The organism is Nostoc sp. CHAB 5836, assembly GCF_020829445.1.
Classification (GTDB): Bacteria; Cyanobacteriota; Cyanobacteriia; order Cyanobacteriales; family Nostocaceae; genus Nostoc.
In genome coordinates this window covers 12,336-28,485 of record NZ_JAIVFV010000081.1, presented here as the reverse complement: position 1 = coordinate 28,485, position 16,150 = coordinate 12,336, and the positions used below count along the sequence as shown (strand labels likewise).

13 protein-coding genes and 1 pseudogene are annotated in these 16,150 nt (G+C 42.0%); 11 read left to right on the top strand and 3 right to left on the bottom strand.

Annotation, left to right across the window (positions count from 1 at the left end):
* Positions 1-1,517: 1,517 nt before the first annotated feature.
* Positions 1,518-3,211, top strand: a pseudogene (locus LC605_RS17385) (fasciclin domain-containing protein).
* A 584-nt stretch (positions 3,212-3,795) separates the two neighbouring features.
* On the opposite strand, the gene LC605_RS17380 reads toward LC605_RS17385, so the two are convergent.
* Positions 3,796-4,461, bottom strand: a complete 666-nt coding sequence (locus LC605_RS17380; RefSeq protein ID WP_229548769.1) for a class I SAM-dependent methyltransferase — start codon at positions 4,459-4,461, stop codon at positions 3,796-3,798.
* A 67-nt stretch (positions 4,462-4,528) separates the two neighbouring features.
* Here LC605_RS17380 and LC605_RS17375 point away from each other — a divergent pair, with 67 nt between their 5' ends.
* The 4 genes from LC605_RS17375 to LC605_RS17360 all read left to right on the top strand — a co-directional run bounded on the left by LC605_RS17375 (position 4,529) and on the right by LC605_RS17360 (position 6,028).
* Positions 4,529-4,936, top strand: coding sequence for a hypothetical protein (locus LC605_RS17375; RefSeq protein ID WP_229548770.1), 408 nt, complete (start codon positions 4,529-4,531; stop codon positions 4,934-4,936).
* A 305-nt stretch (positions 4,937-5,241) separates the two neighbouring features.
* Positions 5,242-5,373: an integrase gene (locus LC605_RS17370; protein ID WP_229548768.1), complete on the top strand. Its 132-nt coding sequence runs from the start codon at positions 5,242-5,244 to the stop codon at positions 5,371-5,373.
* Between the two features lie 14 nt (positions 5,374-5,387).
* Entirely contained in the window at positions 5,388-5,627 is a 240-nt protein-coding gene (locus tag LC605_RS17365; protein ID WP_229548767.1) for a hypothetical protein, read from the top strand.
* The gene (locus LC605_RS17360) at positions 5,624-6,028 is read left to right on the top strand and encodes a putative toxin-antitoxin system toxin component, PIN family (protein ID WP_229548766.1); all 405 of its coding nucleotides are present in this window, start codon (positions 5,624-5,626) and stop codon (positions 6,026-6,028) included. Before LC605_RS17365 ends, LC605_RS17360 begins: the two co-directional genes overlap by 4 nt.
* A 225-nt stretch (positions 6,029-6,253) precedes the next feature.
* Here LC605_RS17360 and LC605_RS17355 read toward each other — a convergent pair whose 3' ends face one another.
* Positions 6,254-7,201 carry a glycosyltransferase gene (locus LC605_RS17355; RefSeq protein WP_229548765.1) on the bottom strand — a complete coding sequence of 316 codons (948 nt, stop codon included), beginning with the start codon at positions 7,199-7,201 and terminating at the stop codon, positions 6,254-6,256.
* A gap of 166 nt (positions 7,202-7,367) precedes the next feature.
* The gene (locus LC605_RS17350; RefSeq protein ID WP_229548764.1) at positions 7,368-7,802 is read right to left on the bottom strand and encodes a hypothetical protein; all 435 of its coding nucleotides are present in this window, start codon (positions 7,800-7,802) and stop codon (positions 7,368-7,370) included.
* Positions 7,803-8,291: 489 nt separating this feature from the next.
* On the opposite strand from LC605_RS17350, the gene LC605_RS17345 reads away from it, so the two are divergent.
* The 6 genes from LC605_RS17345 (at position 8,292) to LC605_RS17325 (ending at position 16,132) form a co-directional block, all read left to right on the top strand.
* Positions 8,292-8,996, top strand: a complete 705-nt coding sequence (locus LC605_RS17345; protein WP_229548763.1) for a Uma2 family endonuclease — start codon at positions 8,292-8,294, stop codon at positions 8,994-8,996.
* A 225-nt stretch (positions 8,997-9,221) separates the two neighbouring features.
* Positions 9,222-10,772, top strand: coding sequence for a mercuric reductase (locus LC605_RS17340; protein ID WP_229548762.1), 1,551 nt, complete (start codon positions 9,222-9,224; stop codon positions 10,770-10,772).
* 210 nt (positions 10,773-10,982) lie between these two features.
* Positions 10,983-11,291, top strand: a complete 309-nt coding sequence (locus LC605_RS34180; protein ID WP_369010358.1) for a hypothetical protein — start codon at positions 10,983-10,985, stop codon at positions 11,289-11,291.
* The gene (locus LC605_RS17335) at positions 11,194-11,466 is read left to right on the top strand and encodes a hypothetical protein (protein ID WP_229548761.1); all 273 of its coding nucleotides are present in this window, start codon (positions 11,194-11,196) and stop codon (positions 11,464-11,466) included. Before LC605_RS34180 ends, LC605_RS17335 begins: the two co-directional genes overlap by 98 nt.
* Positions 11,467-11,866: 400 nt before the next feature.
* Positions 11,867-13,192, top strand: a complete 1,326-nt coding sequence (locus LC605_RS17330) for a DUF58 domain-containing protein (protein WP_229548760.1) — start codon at positions 11,867-11,869, stop codon at positions 13,190-13,192.
* A 1,215-nt stretch (positions 13,193-14,407) separates the two neighbouring features.
* Positions 14,408-16,132: an AarF/ABC1/UbiB kinase family protein gene (locus LC605_RS17325; RefSeq protein ID WP_229548759.1), complete on the top strand. Its 1,725-nt coding sequence runs from the start codon at positions 14,408-14,410 to the stop codon at positions 16,130-16,132.
* Positions 16,133-16,150 lie beyond the last annotated feature (18 nt).

Below are 16,150 nucleotides of genomic sequence, written 5' to 3'. Positions count from 1 at the left end.
GCTAACAATGTTATTGTTTCGACCGACAATGGCATTGTTTCGGCTAACAATGTTATTGTTTTGACCGACAATGGCATTGTTTCGGCTAACAATGTTATTGTTTCGACCGACAATGGCATTGTTTCGGCTAACAATGCCATGTGTGTACACTGTAGTACTAAGGAGAGGCAAAGCGTAGCCTTGGCTCTTTGGGGTTCAAATTTGATGATTTATGCAATAGGTCTTTTATCTATAGCGATCGCCTGCCCGGCGATGATGTCCACCAGTTGTTCGAGAGCGAACTGGAGAAGGGTTACACGGTCTAGTTTCAGAGGCAGGTAAGTAAGTTGGCGTGAAAAAACCTAAATATGTTACGAAACGTAAATAGGCTTAAAACCCTTGTAAATGACGAAGGACAAATGACAAATGACAGCGTTAGCCAGTTAGCTTTAATTGCGCCGACCTACTTATTTTTCCCTAATTGTGATATTCCGCCTCAGATGTCACACTTGTCAATACCCCTGACCTAAATCCTTACCGAAATTTTTGATTGCGATCGCTAAGAGGATGTTTTAAAGGAGCTTTTGCTCTGATCATTAGCCAGTCAAAAATCTCACTAAGTAAGTCGGCAAGAATAAACAAAACTATATTACGAAACGTAAATACACTTTAAACCCTTATAAATGACGAAGGACAAATGACAAATGACAGCCTTAGCCAGTTAGCTTTATTTGCGTCGCTCTACTTACATGGCTAAAACCTTAATTTTTATTGCATCTAACCCAGTACACAAGGGCAAAATTATACCTTCCCGGACTTTTAAAACATTCTTTAATTTCCAGTCTAGTGTTTGAAAATTTTCCCTAATAGACAACTCTCTAAAGAGTGAAACTTTTTTCTCCAAATCTAGCCATTAGTTAGTTGTATGATTTTGAACAAACACTAATAATACAGCATATCGCCAAGACACATTTTATTTGTTAAATATTTCTAAAGTTCATGAGCCATTTAGCTTGACAGCATTAACCCTCTTCGGCAATTATAAAGAGGCGGCTATTAAACCCCAATTATTTGACTGCTTCACTGCAATTTTCGAGTTGATAAAATCGCCTGCTTGCATTAATTATCTTTATTGTTGCAGCTGACAATATTACCACAGTATCCCTGCTTATCTTGAGTTATGAACTGCGGTTGTTTAAAAAAGCAATAGGAATCCTACACTATGATGTGTACTAAACGTTGGGATAAATGTTTAGGACTTAGGCAAAACTACACGCGCTCTGGGGCAATTGATGAATTGCCCCTACAGCTTGAAAATCAAGATTTCGTCTATTCTTTGCATCAGTCCTGATATTATGAGATGTCATAACAGCTACTCATACATATCCCACATTTGAATTTTCCGGAGTTAACGGGTTTAATTTCTAGTTATTCATATCGAGGCGAACCAAATAATCATCTGGATATTTGTATTCATTTAACCTTGCATCCAGTATTTTCCAATAGTCAACCCAAGAAATTGAAAAGAGGATATTTCCATGTCTAGTTTGTTTCGTCGGTCATCAGCAAAGGTTGCTTTGCTAGTTTTGGGGATGACAACTGCTACAATAACTCCCATTGTAATTTCTGCACCCGCATTATCTCAAAATACGGTTCCATCACCTGCGACACCATCACCTGCGACACCATCGCCTGCTTCAACAGTTAACTTATCTGATGTTTCCTCAGATTATTGGGCGCGTCCCTTCATTCAAGCCCTAGCTGACAATAACGTAATTAGTGGCTTTCCTGATGGCACTTTTAGACCGAATCAACCTGTGACTCGTGCTGAATTTGCCGCCCTAATTCAAAAAGCTTTCAGTAACCAAAACCGAGTTCGGCAATTAAGTGCGGGTGGATTTAGTGATGTTCCTGCTGGGTATTGGGCGGCTTCTGCAATTCAGAACGCCTACGAAACTGGATTCTTGGCAGGCTATCCTGGAAATGTATTTAGACCTAATCAAGAAATTCCGAAAGTGCAAGGAATTGTTGCTTTAAGTAATGGCTTGGGTTTGTCTGGTGGCGATACAAGTACTCTTGGCACCTATTACAACGACGCCTCGGCGATCCCGAACTATGCTGTCGCGAGTGTGACAGCAGCAACACAAGGTAATCTTGTTGTCAACTACCCGGATGTAAAACAACTCAATCCGCAACAGTCCCTGACTCGTGCTGAAGCTGCGGCACTGTTATATCAAGCTTTGGTTAGACAAGGACGGGCGCAACCGATTGCTAGCAATCTTCCAGCTAGTCAATATGTTGTCGCTGGAACTCCTGGTAGTACTCAAACCGCTACTGATATTGTTTCTCTTGCTGCATCCAGTAATTCTTTTACAACTCTAACTTCTTTATTAAAGACATCGGGTTTAGCAGATGTTCTGCAACAGCCAGGCCCTTACACAGTCTTCGCTCCCACCAACGATGCATTTGCTGCTTTGCCTGCTGCTACGCTAGAACAGTTACAGCAACCAGAGAACAGAGAAGCGTTAGTAAAGATTTTGAGATATCATGTGGTTCCCGGTGCGGTACTGCTAGTCAGCTCTCGGCTGGAGAACTGAGAACCGATGAAGGAACACCTGTAAATATTCAAATCGATTCTACCAACAATCAAGTCGGGGTAAATAATGCCAGAGTTATCCAGGCGGACGTGAAAGCTAGCAATGGTGTTATCCATGCAATTAACCAAGTCCTGATCCCGTCCGATGTTAACGTCAGTCAGTTAAATCAGCCACCAACAGGAACTACAAACGAGACAACGGATAATACAGTAGGTAGAGCTACTCGCGGTGGCAGAAGCTATATCGGAGTTGCTGGTAATATTGGTTTGAGCGGCAACGATACAGCTCTTTCCGAGGGGAATTTTACAGTAATCAGCAAACTTGGTCTGACAAATTATCTATCAGTGCGACCATCAGTAATGTTTGGGGACGATACAATATTTCTAGTTCCCGTGACTTTGGATTTTTCTCCCCGCACAGCAGGTTCGGTGGGTGAAAGAACCTTTGCTATATCTCCTTATATTGGTGCTGGCGTAGCTATTGAAGCTAACGTGGATACTGATTTTGGATTACTGCTAACTGGTGGTGTAGACCTGCCGATCGGTTCTCGATTTACAGTGACAGGTGCTGTAAATGCTGCCTTTATGGATCAAACTGATGTAGGGCTACTATTAGGACTTGGCTACAATTTCTAAGTAATTTGACCAGGACTTACGCAAAAATTCCTAAAAAGCTTAATTTATCGAACCGCCTTCTCTTCTTAGGCTGACGCCAACGCGCAGCCCAAGAAGAGAAAAGCGCAGAGAATTCGTAGAGTGTGCGTAAGTCCTATTGACCTCACTTCCATTCCTCTCTCCTAAAAGGAGAGCGTGCGTAAGTCCTATTGACCTCTCTCCAAACCTCTCTCCTAAAAGGAGAGAGGCTTTGAGCCTAAGTAAGTCGGTGAAAAAAAACAGAGCTATATTACGAAAAGTAAATACACCTGAAACCTTTACCAATGACAAAGGACAAATGACAAATGACAGCTTTCACCAGTTAGCTTTATTTACGCCAACTTACTTACATTCCGCACCCTCATTTTGCTCAAAGCCCTGTCAGACCTAACAAGAACAGCCCCAACCCTTCAAGGGTTGGAGAGCCAATGTTCAAAGCCCCTCTCCGCTTCGGAGAGGGGTTTAGGGAGAGGTCTGCCTACTTGTGTATACACGGTAGCTTGTTAAGAAGGTTTAGGGGGATCTAGAGCGTTTTGCTACCAACAAGAGGACTTTTCAAACATCTTCTAAGGTCGCTTGATGGCTAAAGTAAGTCCATCGGCAATGGGGATAAGGGAGAGTGTTACCCGTTCGTCATGATGTAACTTTTCGTTGAGCGCCCGGATTGCTTGGGTGCTTTCATCTTGATATTGGGGGTCTGCAACTTGTCCTGACCATAAAACATTATCAATAGCAATCAATCCACCTGGACGCACTAATTGCAGCGATCGCTCATAATATCCATCATAATTTTTTTTATCAGCATCAATAAAGGCAAAATCAAATGTCTCGGCTTGTCCAGTTGCCAATAGCTGATCTAAAGTTTCCCAAGCTGGTGCTAATCGTAGATCGATTTTATCGGCAACCCCAGCTTCTTGCCAATATCGCCGGGCGATCGCAGTAAATTCTTCACTCACATCAGCAGCAATAATTTTCCCATCAGCCGGTAGTGCTAAAGCTACAGAAAGTGAGCTATAACCTGTAAACACTCCAATTTCTAGGGTTTTCTTGGCTCCAATTAACTGCACCAGAAGTCTCATAAACTGCCCTTGTTCTGGTGAAATCTGCATTCCACTCTGGGGATGGCTGGCGGTTTCTTGGCGCAACTTCCAAAGAATCTCTGGTTCTTGCAGTGAAACGGATAAAAGATAATTGTAGAGTTGGTTATCTAGACCTATAGACTGTTTTGGCATGGTAGATGAGAGAATTAAGAGAATCTACAGTTATACTATCGCTGATAAGTGGAATCTCAGGAATAAGATGGTGCGGTTAGTTTTGACAACAATATTGCTGGTGTTAGTAACAGCTTGTGGCAGCATTGGACTGCTACCAACTAGCGATTTAGTACAAAAAGCGATCGCACTTGGGCTAGAGCAAACTCAACAAAAACTTAGCCAACAGTTGGATCTAGATTTTCAAGGATTTGAAATCAAGCGGCTATCAATTATCCAAGAACAACCCCTGACGATTGAAAATTTACCAGCTTTCCACGTTCGGGGAACCTACGACTTGATTGTTAAGCTACCAAAACGGCGCTTGACGCAACCAAAAAAACCCTTTGATGTTTATCTGCAAATTCAGCAAGAAGGCAAAACTTGGCGATTGCTGCTTCCAGATAAAGGTAGTAAAAATACTCAACTAATTTGGCGTAGTTATTTAGTTGAGTAATTACGTTGGTGCGAAAAAACCCAAGTATGTTACGAAACGTAAATAAGCTTCAAACCCTTACTAATGACTAATACAACTCTACCAGAGGCTGCACTTAGACTTACCTCGACGCCGCTCAGTACAAGTCGGCACAAGTCGCTCAGTGACCACGCCAACGACAACTCTACCAGACGCACTCGCGTTCGCGCTTGGTGAGTTTATCGAACGCGAGTGCGTCCCGCTCTTAAGGGCAGTACAAGTGACCAATGAATGACCAATGACAGCTTTAAGCAGTTAGCTTTAAGGATGAATTAGAGTTAACGTGGATGAGTGATTCAGGAGTACTCCTACGCCACATTCAATCTATCAGTGGTCATCGCTCACTTCCAGCTCTGAAGCGATATTTGGGTGTGACAGACCAGCAGAAAGAAAATGCCATCTCCACTTTAGTTTTTTAAGTCAGTAAGGAATTATGAACGCTTACAAAAAATACATCACCATTACAGATCCAAAGCAAGTAATATTATCTGATTTACCTTTTCAAGCAGGACAGCGAGTAGAAATAATTATCTTAGCTGAGGAGAACCCCAGAGCATTCATTAGTAAAAAACTGAGAGATTTATTTGATCAAACACAATCGCTACCAGGAGTACAAGATATTAGCGAAGCAGAAATAGCAGCAGAGATTGAAGCTTACCGACGCGGAGAATGAAAGTTGTTATTGACACGAATGTTTTAGTTTCTGCTGTCCTTAAGGGTAGAGTACCAAAAGCAGTTATTCAGTTTATTTTTGAGAATCCCCACTGGGAATGGATTGTTTCATTTGAAATTGTAGCGGAATATAAAGAGGTATTAAGTCGCCCGAAGTTTAAGTTGACAGATCAAGTGAGAGCGTCATGGTTTGAAATTATTGATACATTTGCGACCCTAATTGATGTCAATGTGTCAATTGATTTTCCAAAAGACCGAAAAGATGCAAAGTTTTTAGCTTGTGCTTTAGCAGGGGAAGCTGATTTTTTGATTACGGGGGATTCTGATTTTAATCAGGCTCAAACTTTGTTAAATACAACGATTATTTCTGTGTCTTTATTTAACAGGTTAGTTTGCGATTGAATGTAAGTCATCGTGAAGTCGGAATTTAGTAAGTACGTTGGTGCGAAAAAATTCAAGTATGTTGCGAAACGTAAATAAGCTTCAAACCCTTACTAATGACAAATACTTCGACTTCGCTCAGTACAAGTGACCAATTGACTTAGGACAGCCTTAGCCAGTTAACTTTAATTGCGCCAACCTACTTATAAAGTCAGCAGCCAAAAGTTAGCGATCGCTAGTCTTTCTCTAACCCCGCATCTGTCGCAGTGCATTAAACGCCTTACTTCGCAACCCAACTGGTAACAGCGATAATCCTAAACCAGTCCAAGCTTTAGCAGTGGAAAAAGACTTTCCTGTCAAAACTAGCTCTCTACCTTTTTGGGTTTCACCCTTTTCAATTAAACGCAAACCTAATAATAATTGCGTTTCACTTAGACGATTTTTTCTGATTGTCTCTATTTTTTCAGACTCAAATTTATAACTTTCTAAATACCGGATTTTATCAAATAAATAAGGGATAGCTCGATTGATGCCTTGCTGCTCGGCATGGCAGCGATATTCCATCAATAATGCTGGTAAGTAATAGCCATTTTTTCCAGCTAAAGCCAGACGCACAAATAAATCATTATCCTCACAATTTTGCAGATTTGGCTGCATAAATCCTAATTCTTGCAATGTTTTACGACAAAATAATGTTGCTCCAATTTGAAAGCTTTGGTGAATAAATACAACTTCCAACAAATTATCTACAACACCTGCTGGTAAATTATTCCTACCCCAGCGATGAGAATTTTCTTGAGTTTTTGACTCATCTCGCACATTGTTAATATCAATTATCCAATGGTCTGTACTAACAAAATCAATACTAGAGTCTTGAGCCAGAATAGCTGCGGTACTTGCGAGAAAATCGGATGTTAGCCGATCATCATCATCAAATTTAATAAAATATTCACCACTGGCTGCATCAAAGCCAGAGCGCATATTATTACTTTTACCAATATTTTGCAGATGACGGATATATTTAATCCGGTGGTCTGTATACTTTGACATCAACTCAGGTGTACCATCGGTAGAACCGTCATCACAAACAATTAGCTCAAAGTCTTGCTCAGACTGATTGAGTACACTGTCAATGGCATAAGGAAGGAGATGAACACGATTAAAAGTAGGAATGCAAACAGTAATTTTAGGCATATTATATAAGTTGGACTGGCGGACAAATTAAGTAGTCAACTGTTCTACAAATACTAGCAATTCATCCACTTCATCGGGTCTCACTTTTACGTCAAAGCTTTGCTGGTAAACGATCGTACCTTATTTTTGTTTTCTTTTTTGTTTAATACTTCAAGGATTTGAGGTTTTACAGCCACTCCCCACCCCGGAAACGCCAACGGAGGAAGATAATTCGCATTAGGCTTTGGGAAGTAATAAAAACTGCTAGCCACACGATGCTATAGTGCAACAAAAAAGCTCCTGGGGAAAGTTCATCTTTTGGTAAAGGTATTGGTAAAAAGCCAAATAGTTTGACTCCACAAAACACAAACACCAATTCCCATATACCAGCTAAGAGTTGATAAACTGCGGGCCAATCTCTATCCCAACGAGATTTTTGTAGATAGTCATAAAGCATATCCCAGCCCAAGCCAAAGATGGCAACATAACTAAGTATCCAAAAATAGACCGAATTAGCACCAGGGCCAATCCAACCCATTGCAAAAGGCAAAGATACGAATACACCGACAGTTGCAAGTAATAATAACCGAGTTTGCCAGCGACCAAATAAAGTTGGTGTCATATAAGTCGGGAGTGGGGAGTAGAGACACGATTAATCGCGTCTGCAAAGAGTAATAAAGTTGTCTATTTCTCCGCAGTCAATACTGCGCGGTTAATAATATTTGTAGGTTGGGTTGAGCGAAGCGTTACCCAACAAACCCAGCAAAATGTTGGGTTTCGTTCCTCAAACGCCACGTGCTACCCTGCGGGAACGCTAAAAGCGAACAAGTCGGGGAACCCGCCCAGCGCAGTGGCTCCCCAACCTACGCATTTTTTATTTTTTTGCCAAAACCTGCGCAGTATTGTCTTGGCAGTCATCACCACAACGGCGTCGAGGTTTGAGAAGGTGAATTATGTCCAACCTGAGTTACCCTTAAATCAATGGGGACAAATGATCTGTGAAACTAATCAAACACAGGCGGTTAAACTATATCGAAAAGCATTGCTTTCATCAAAATGGTTAACCGTTTACTGATGACTGTTAACTGATAACTGTCAACCACCAAGTATTATGTATAATTACAATCCTTTAGACTGCCTACCTTCATCGGCGGAGTTACCAGATTCTGATGATACCCCTGTGGATAACGAACTACAAATATTAATTCCTAATTTATTGTTAGCCATCTTAGCATCGATTTGGCAAACCCGTGATGACTGGTTTTTCGGTATCAATATGGGGATTTATTATACACCATTACAACCTGCTATAGTCCCCGATGGGTTTTTGAGTTTAGGTGTTGAACGTTTTGTTGGAGAAAACGGACGTTCTAGTTACGTTTTCTGGGAAGAAGAAGGGATTACGCCCATTTTAGCTTTAGAAGTGGTTTCTCAAACCTATAATGGCGAATATGAACAAAAGAAAATAGACTATGCTCAATTAGGCATTTTATATTACGTCATTTATGCACCAACGCGGCTACGTCGTAAGCGTCAACGTTTAGAAGTTTATCGCTTAGTTGAAGGTAAGTATATTTTACAACTTGGCGATCAAATTTGGATGCCAGAAATTGGTTTAGGGATTGGACGAGAACAGGGTACTTATCAAGGAAGAACACGAGAATGGCTGTTTTGGTATGACCAAGATGGTAACAGATACCAAACTCCAGAAGAGGTAAACACACAACAGCAACAACAGCTAGAACAAACTCAGCAGCAGCTTCAAGAACTTTTAGCCAAATTACAACAACAAGGAATTGACCCAAATTTACTATGAACTACCCCAGTCTATCGGTGAGAGGTTAAAGTAGAGTGCATTTTGTCAACCATAGGACTTACGCAATAACTCTCTGAAACTCTTATTACTTTGTGACCTTTGCGTCCTTTAACTGATAACTGTTAAAGCCTTTCCCCTTCTGGGGAAAGGAATGGAAATAAAGTTTTCTAGAAAACTCAGTTCAGGTCAATTTGGCATTTTAAATTTTCAAATGAGGTTCCACCAATGACCAATTCAGATTTAGAGAGAGTCACAGTTCGCCCAATGGATGAGTATAACCAAAAGTTGGTGTCTTATGTCCATCCACCAAATTGGCTTAATCCTCAACCCGCCGATGTTTATGATTTGGTAGTAATTGGTGCTGGTACGGCGGGATTAGTGGTGGCGGCGGGTGCGGCGGGTCTAGATTTGGGTTTAAAGGTGGCGTTGATTGAAAAGCATCTCATGGGTGGAGATTGCTTAAATGTTGGTTGCGTACCATCTAAAACTATTATTCGCTCTGCTCGCGTTGTTGGCGAAATCTGGGATGCTCAAAACTTGGGAGTTAATATTCCCCAACATAATATTGATGTTGATTTCCCCAAGGTGATGGCAAGAATGCGGCGGATAAGGGCTGATATCAGCCATAATGACTCGGCTGCCCGGTTCTCATCTTTGGGTGTCGATGTCTTTTTGGGTAGTGGTCGATTTGCGAGTCAAAATACTGTGGAAGTTGGCGACAAAACCCTCCGGTTTAAAAAAGCTGTAATTGCGACTGGCGCAAGAGCTGCACAACCCTCGATTCCGGGAATTGAAAAGGCGGGTTATCTAACCAATGAGACGGTTTTTTCCCTGATTCAACGACCGGAACGTTTGGCGGTGATTGGTGGCGGCCCCATTGGTTGCGAATTGGCGCAGGCTTTGGGACGTTTGGGTTCTGAGGTGGTACTTTTCCATAGCGGTTCTCATCTTCTGAATAAAGAAGACACTGAGGCGGCTAAAATTCTGCAAAAGGTTTTGATTAACGAAGGAATCCGTGTGGTACTCGATTCCAAATTGGAAGAAGTGGTAACTGTTACTGAAGGGAAACGGCTTTACTTTTCCTCCAATGGTCATCGAGATTCGGTGACAGTCGATGAAATTTTAGTCGGTGCGGGGCGATCGCCAAATGTGGAAGCTTTGAATTTAGAATCAGTGGGGGTGGAATATGACAAGCACCAAGGTGTGAAGGTAAATGATTACCTCCAGACGACTAATCCCAAAATTTATGCGGCTGGCGATATCTGCATGAATTGGAAGTTTACCCATGCTGCTGATGCAGCAGCGCGGATTGTGATTAAGAATATGCTGTTTTCTCCCTTTGGTTTAGGACGCTCGAAACTCAGTAGTCTGGTGATGCCTTGGGTAACTTATACTGACCCAGAAATTGCCCACGTAGGTTTTTCCGAAGATGAGGCGCAGAAATTGGGTATTGAGGTGACGACAATTAAGATACCTTTTAGTAGTGTAGACCGAGCGATCGCAGATGGTGAAGAGTCAGGATTTCTCAAAATCCACCATAAGAAGGGATCTGATCAAATTATTGGTGCAACTATTGTCGCCAGTCATGCGGGTGAGATGATATCAGTTGTGACTACGGCAATGGTGAATAAAATAGGCTTGAGTAAGTTAAGCAGTGTAATTCATCCTTATCCCACTCAAGCCGAAGCTATTAAAAAAGCAGCTGATGCTTATCGTCGTACACTCCTGACGTCAAATACCAAAAAATTGTTGGGATTTTTGACAAAGTTATCTTGACCAAATCAGTGAACAGTTACCTGACTGTTCACTGATCAATACCCTTGGGTTAAGCATTTCTTCCTTCTCTTTGCGCCCAACTCTTACGAGACGCACTCCAATACTGCTCGGTTAAGAAAAAATTGGGCGTTATATAAAGAAAATTTTGTTCTCGTGTAATACACGATAACAATAAAAAGATAAAACCTCTCTCCTGCAAGGAGAGAGGCTTTGAATTCTCCCCCTTCCCTTGTAGGGAAGGGGGCTGGGGGGTTAGGTTTCGCCTCTTCTTTTCCACATGACCTGAATTGTCAGGTTATCGGGGAGAGGTTAAAAGCATTAAACACACCTGTCATTTTGATTATCGACCAGTTTGAAGAATGCTTTACTATGTGCGATGACAGCCAGCGCCAAGAATTCTTTGACTGTTTGCGGGAATTAATTGACTGTACAGATAACCTCTATATTTTCATTGGGATGCGATCGGATTTTCGAGCGAGATGGCGAGAATATCCCGAATATGCCAGCAGAATCCATTAATCAGCAAGCTGTAGTGGCACTCAAGCGGGCAAGCTACAATCTGCAAGAACGAAACCGCTTGGAAGGACATAGTGAAGCGGTCTGGGGCGTAGCATTTAGCCCGTTAAAGTCCGTTAAAACGGACTTTAACTATGAGCCAGGAACTTCAGTTCCGGGTGGTTTATGTCTAGAATGAAATAGCCCTGGGTAAGAACGTGCGATCGCCAGATAGCAAACTCGAACCAATCTGATTAATAGACATCTCCGAAAACGAATGTAGAGACGTAGCACTGCTACGTCTCTACAAGGGTTTCAGGTAACGCATAATTAATTTCTGGAGATGTCTAATGTTTTATTTTCTCACGAAAAAACTGATGTTAGACTTTATTCTCATCACTGGCGATCAAGCCAAATTCAACCCCCTTAAAATAATTCGTAATTCGTAATTCGTAATTCGTAATTAAGTTTTGTAATGGGGATTTAACCCCAACACAAAACTTACCTATTTATTGAACCGGGGGACTTAAACCCGCAAAACTCGTTAACAAGGGTCAAACATCCTCTTTTATCTAACTTTTAACTTCTAGTTCTAAAAAATGCTTCCTTCCAAACGAGTTTATTTATTATTGGTTTTGGGTATAGCGATCGCCCCGATCCTATCCTTATTTCTGATCATTAGAGTAGCCATCGCCATCACTGTACTATTTGATGCCATTGTTCTTGGACTGATGGTTATAGATGGTTTACGGGTGCGGCGTTCTCGCGTCCAAATTACCCGCCAATTACCGTCACGATTATCCATTGGGCGGGATAATCCGGTGGTGCTAAAGGTAACATCGCCAAATACTAACGCCCAAATTGAAATCTGCGACTATTACCCAACAGGATTTGGCGTGTCTGCACCTGCACTCAGGGCCATTCTTCCTAGTAACAGCACGGAGGAATTGAAGTATACTGTCCACCCGACACATCGGGGAGAGTTCCCTTGGGGAAATATTCAAGTCCGCCAATTGGGAGTTTGGGGATTAGCTTGGGATGATTGGCAAATTCCCCAAAGTTTGCCAGTGAAAGTTTATCCTGATTTAGTGGGATTGCGATCGCTGACAATTCGCCTGACACTGCAATCATCAGGCTCAATGCGCCAATCTCGTAAAACTGGTATTGGTACAGAGTTTGCCGAATTGCGAAACTATCGCACTGGTGATGATTTGCGGTTTATTGATTGGAAAGCTACCGCCCGTCGGGTTGGCGCTTATGGTAATGCAACGCCACTGGTGAGGGTTCTGGAACCAGAACAGGAACAAACATTACTGATTTTACTTGATCGTGGACGGTTGATGACGGCAAAAGTCCAGAGTTTGCAGCGATTTGACTGGGGTTTGAATGCAACTTTATCCTTAGCATTGGCAGGTTTACATCGAGGCGATCGCGTGGGTGTTGGTGTATTTGACCGCCAGATGCATACGTGGATTCCCCCAGAACGCGGTCAACATCATTTGAATCAGCTAATCGATCGCCTGACTCCAATTCAGCCAGCGTTATTGGAATCTGATTATTTGGGGGCGGTGACCAATGTTTTGCAGCGACAAACTCGGAGAGCGCTTGTAGTAGTAATTACCGACTTAGTTGATGTTACTGCCTCTACAGAACTCCTAGCTGCACTCTCCAAACTAGCACCCCGCTATCTCCCATTTTGCGTCACTCTCGGAGATCCGCAAGTTGATCATCTGGCACACACCTTCACAGATGATGTTATAGGTACTTATACCCGTGCAGTGGCACTAGATTTATTAATGCAACGGCAAGTAGCATTTGCCCAACTCAAACAAAAAGGGGTATTGGTACTAGATGCACCAGCAAATCAAATTGCCGATCAGTTAGTTGAACGATATCTGCAACTCAAAGCGCGAAATCAACTTTAGATGCACGACAGCTTATTAGACTTCAGTAAACCTACGGCATCAATTCGACGAACCTATCGATCTATCGTAAGTAGGTCGGCACAATTAAAGCTAACTGGCTAAGGCTGTCATTTGTCATTTGTCCTTGGTCATTTACAAGGGTTTTAAGCCTATTTACGTTTCGTAACATATTTATGTTTTTTCGCGCCAACTTACTTATTGTATTGGAATTTTGCTTGATTTTAAACCAATACCGTTCAGTTAAGGATTTTGTGGAGAACCATAGGCCTGTAGAGACGTTGCATTGCAACGTCTCTACACTGTCCACTGGACAAGGGTTTTAGTTTTATCCCAAGCGTATTGGATTTTAAACAATGCTGTGTTTTATAGGGCAATACACTTGGGTTAAGCATTTCTTCCTTCTCTCTTCTCTTCCTTTGCGTCCTTGGCGTCTTGGCGGTTCGTTAACAAAATTGACTTTGACAAAGAGTTTTAGCCCTAACCCAAGCGTATTGTTTTATAAGGATTCTCGACTGTGTACGTCCCATCTTTGCAATACAAGGGTTTTCAATGCTATTGGTGTTAATGTTTGGGCAAAGCTCTTGGAGGTTGTTTCAAAAGTTCTAAACTATACTCCAAACCGCGCTTATACGTAATAATACACAATTATTTACACATGACTTTTTAGTCTCGATAAGGGTTTCATGGCTGAAATTTGTGTAATTACTTTTGTGCTACTAATTATTCCTTTCTCCCATAGACAGAGGCTTTGAAACCTCCTTTCTCTTGTAGGGAAGGGAGGCTGTGGGGTTAGGTTTGCGAGGGTTAGATGTTACTAAAAATACTTTTAAAACATTCTCTTAAGATATCTTTTATTACTGCTATATGTAGCTGATAGCAAATATGGTTACTGAGTTCTCAGAACTTAGTCAAATTTGCATACATATCATATATAGGTAAACATTTATTTTTACATAAACTAAAGTAAAGTGAAGAAAAGATAAAATCATCTGAAACTTGGATAAGTAGTTGTAGTTTTATAAAGTATAATTAAGAAAAAGATAAACAAATCTAGGCAGTAACATAGACTAAAATCGCCTCGAACACTATCTCGAAAGGGTAAAGTTCTAGTTGTTTTAGATAAAAGACTACCGCTATCCTGAACTTGCAACTAACTTGTGGGTTAGGAGAAAAACAATCATTGTAAATTTTTCAGTTGAAGAGGCAAAAAAAGGCGTGGGTCAGTATCAACCTGCTCAACTACAACTCTATAATCCAGATGCGATCGCTCGCTACTATAGTTACCGTCCCTGGTTAGCGTGGGGGCGACTACTGAGAATTATCTCCTCTTTTGCAGGATTTATATTCAGTCTGAAGTGGGACGAATGGCAAGATCAAGTTGAGCAGAACAAGGGTAAACGAGCGATCCAGTTGCGACAACTGCTCACCCGCCTCGGCCCGACTTTTATCAAAGTTGGTCAAGCCCTCTCTACCAGACCTGACCTGATACGCAAAGATTTCTTAGAAGAGCTGATCAAGTTACAAGACCAGTTACCACCTTTCGATAATGCGATCGCTTACCAGATTATCGAAACCGAACTAGGCCGTCCAATTCACGAAAGCTTTAGTGAACTCTCACCTCACCCAGTAGCTGCTGCTAGCTTGGGTCAAGTATACCGGGGTCGTCTGGTCAGTGGCGAAGAAGTCGCAGTGAAGGTGCAACGCCCCAACTTACACCCGGTAATCACACGTGATCTATATCTGATGCGTTGGGCAGCAAGTTGGTTAGCTCCTTGGTTGCCTTTAAATCTCGGTCACGACTTAACCTTAATTGTGGACGAGTTTGGTACGAAGCTATTTGAAGAAATTGACTATATTAATGAAGGCCGCAACGCCGAGAAATTTGCTAGCAACTTCCACAACGACCCCCAAGTAAAAGTTCCAGGTATTTACTGGCGTTACACCAATACCCACGTTTTAACCTTGGAATGGATTAACGGCTTTAAGCTGACGGATACTCAACATATCCGCGAAGCAGGTTTAGACCCAGAAGCGATCATCCAAATTGGCGTAACTTCAGGATTGCAGCAACTTTTAGAACATGGTTTCTTCCACGCTGACCCCCATCCCGGCAATTTGTTTGCTGTGCCCGATGGTCGCATGGCTTACATTGACTTCGGGATGATGGATCAGTTGGAGGAAAGTACCAAAGAAGCACTGGTAGATGCCCTAGTGCATTTGGTAAATAAAGACTACACCGACTTAGCCGGAGATTTTGTCAAATTAGGGTTTCTGACTCCAGACACGAATATTTGTCCGATAGTGCCAGCATTAGAAGCAGTACTAGGAAATGCAATTGGCAAAAATGTCAAGGATTTTAACTTCAAAACTATTACCGATGAATTCTCGGAACTGATGTACGAATATCCTTTCCGAGTACCGGCGAAGTTTGCTTTGATTATTCGTTCCTTGGTGACACAGGAAGGTATCGCCCTCAGCCTCAACCCAAATTTCAAAATTGTTGAAGTGGGCTATCCCTACATAGCACGGCGGTTGCTGACAGGGGAATCGCCTGAATTACGGCGACGATTATTGAATGTGTTATTCAAAGATGGTAAATTCCAGTGGCAACGGTTAGAGAATTTAATTGCGATCGCTCGTACCGATAACAACTTCGATGTATTGCCCACAGCCCAAATGGGGTTCCAATATTTAATGTCAGAAGAAGGGAAGTTTCTCCGGCGACAGCTAGTGCTTGCTCTCACCGAAGATGACCGCCTGCACACCGAAGATGTCCAACGCCTGTGGAACCTAGTTAAAGATGACTTAAAACCAGATCGTTTATTAAATGTAGCGATCGGCATTTTAACAGACTTATCCAGGGAAGGCGCAGCTGCCATCCTCCCAAAAGCTATATTACTTGGGTCTTTTGCTGGGAACCAGTCAACAAATAAAAAGTAAAAAATCTTTAATATCAAT

Bases quoted from the DNA above. Each gene is read 5' to 3' on its own strand.
- LC605_RS17365 (WP_229548767.1), top strand. From the start codon at position 5,388: ATGAACGCTTACAAAAAATACATCACCATTACAGATCCAAAGCAAGTA.
- LC605_RS17350 (WP_229548764.1), bottom strand. From the start codon at position 7,802: ATGACACCAACTTTATTTGGTCGCTGGCAAACTCGGTTATTATTACTT.
- LC605_RS17360 (WP_229548766.1), top strand. From the start codon at position 5,624: ATGAAAGTTGTTATTGACACGAATGTTTTAGTTTCTGCTGTCCTTAAG.
- LC605_RS17340 (WP_229548762.1), top strand. From the start codon at position 9,222: ATGACCAATTCAGATTTAGAGAGAGTCACAGTTCGCCCAATGGATGAG.
- LC605_RS17380 (WP_229548769.1), bottom strand. From the start codon at position 4,461: ATGCCAAAACAGTCTATAGGTCTAGATAACCAACTCTACAATTATCTT.
- LC605_RS17370 (WP_229548768.1), top strand. From the start codon at position 5,242: ATGAGTGATTCAGGAGTACTCCTACGCCACATTCAATCTATCAGTGGT.
- LC605_RS17330 (WP_229548760.1), top strand. From the start codon at position 11,867: ATGCTTCCTTCCAAACGAGTTTATTTATTATTGGTTTTGGGTATAGCG.
- LC605_RS17355 (WP_229548765.1), bottom strand. From the start codon at position 7,201: ATGCCTAAAATTACTGTTTGCATTCCTACTTTTAATCGTGTTCATCTC.
- LC605_RS17375 (WP_229548770.1), top strand. From the start codon at position 4,529: ATGGTGCGGTTAGTTTTGACAACAATATTGCTGGTGTTAGTAACAGCT.
- LC605_RS17345 (WP_229548763.1), top strand. From the start codon at position 8,292: ATGTATAATTACAATCCTTTAGACTGCCTACCTTCATCGGCGGAGTTA.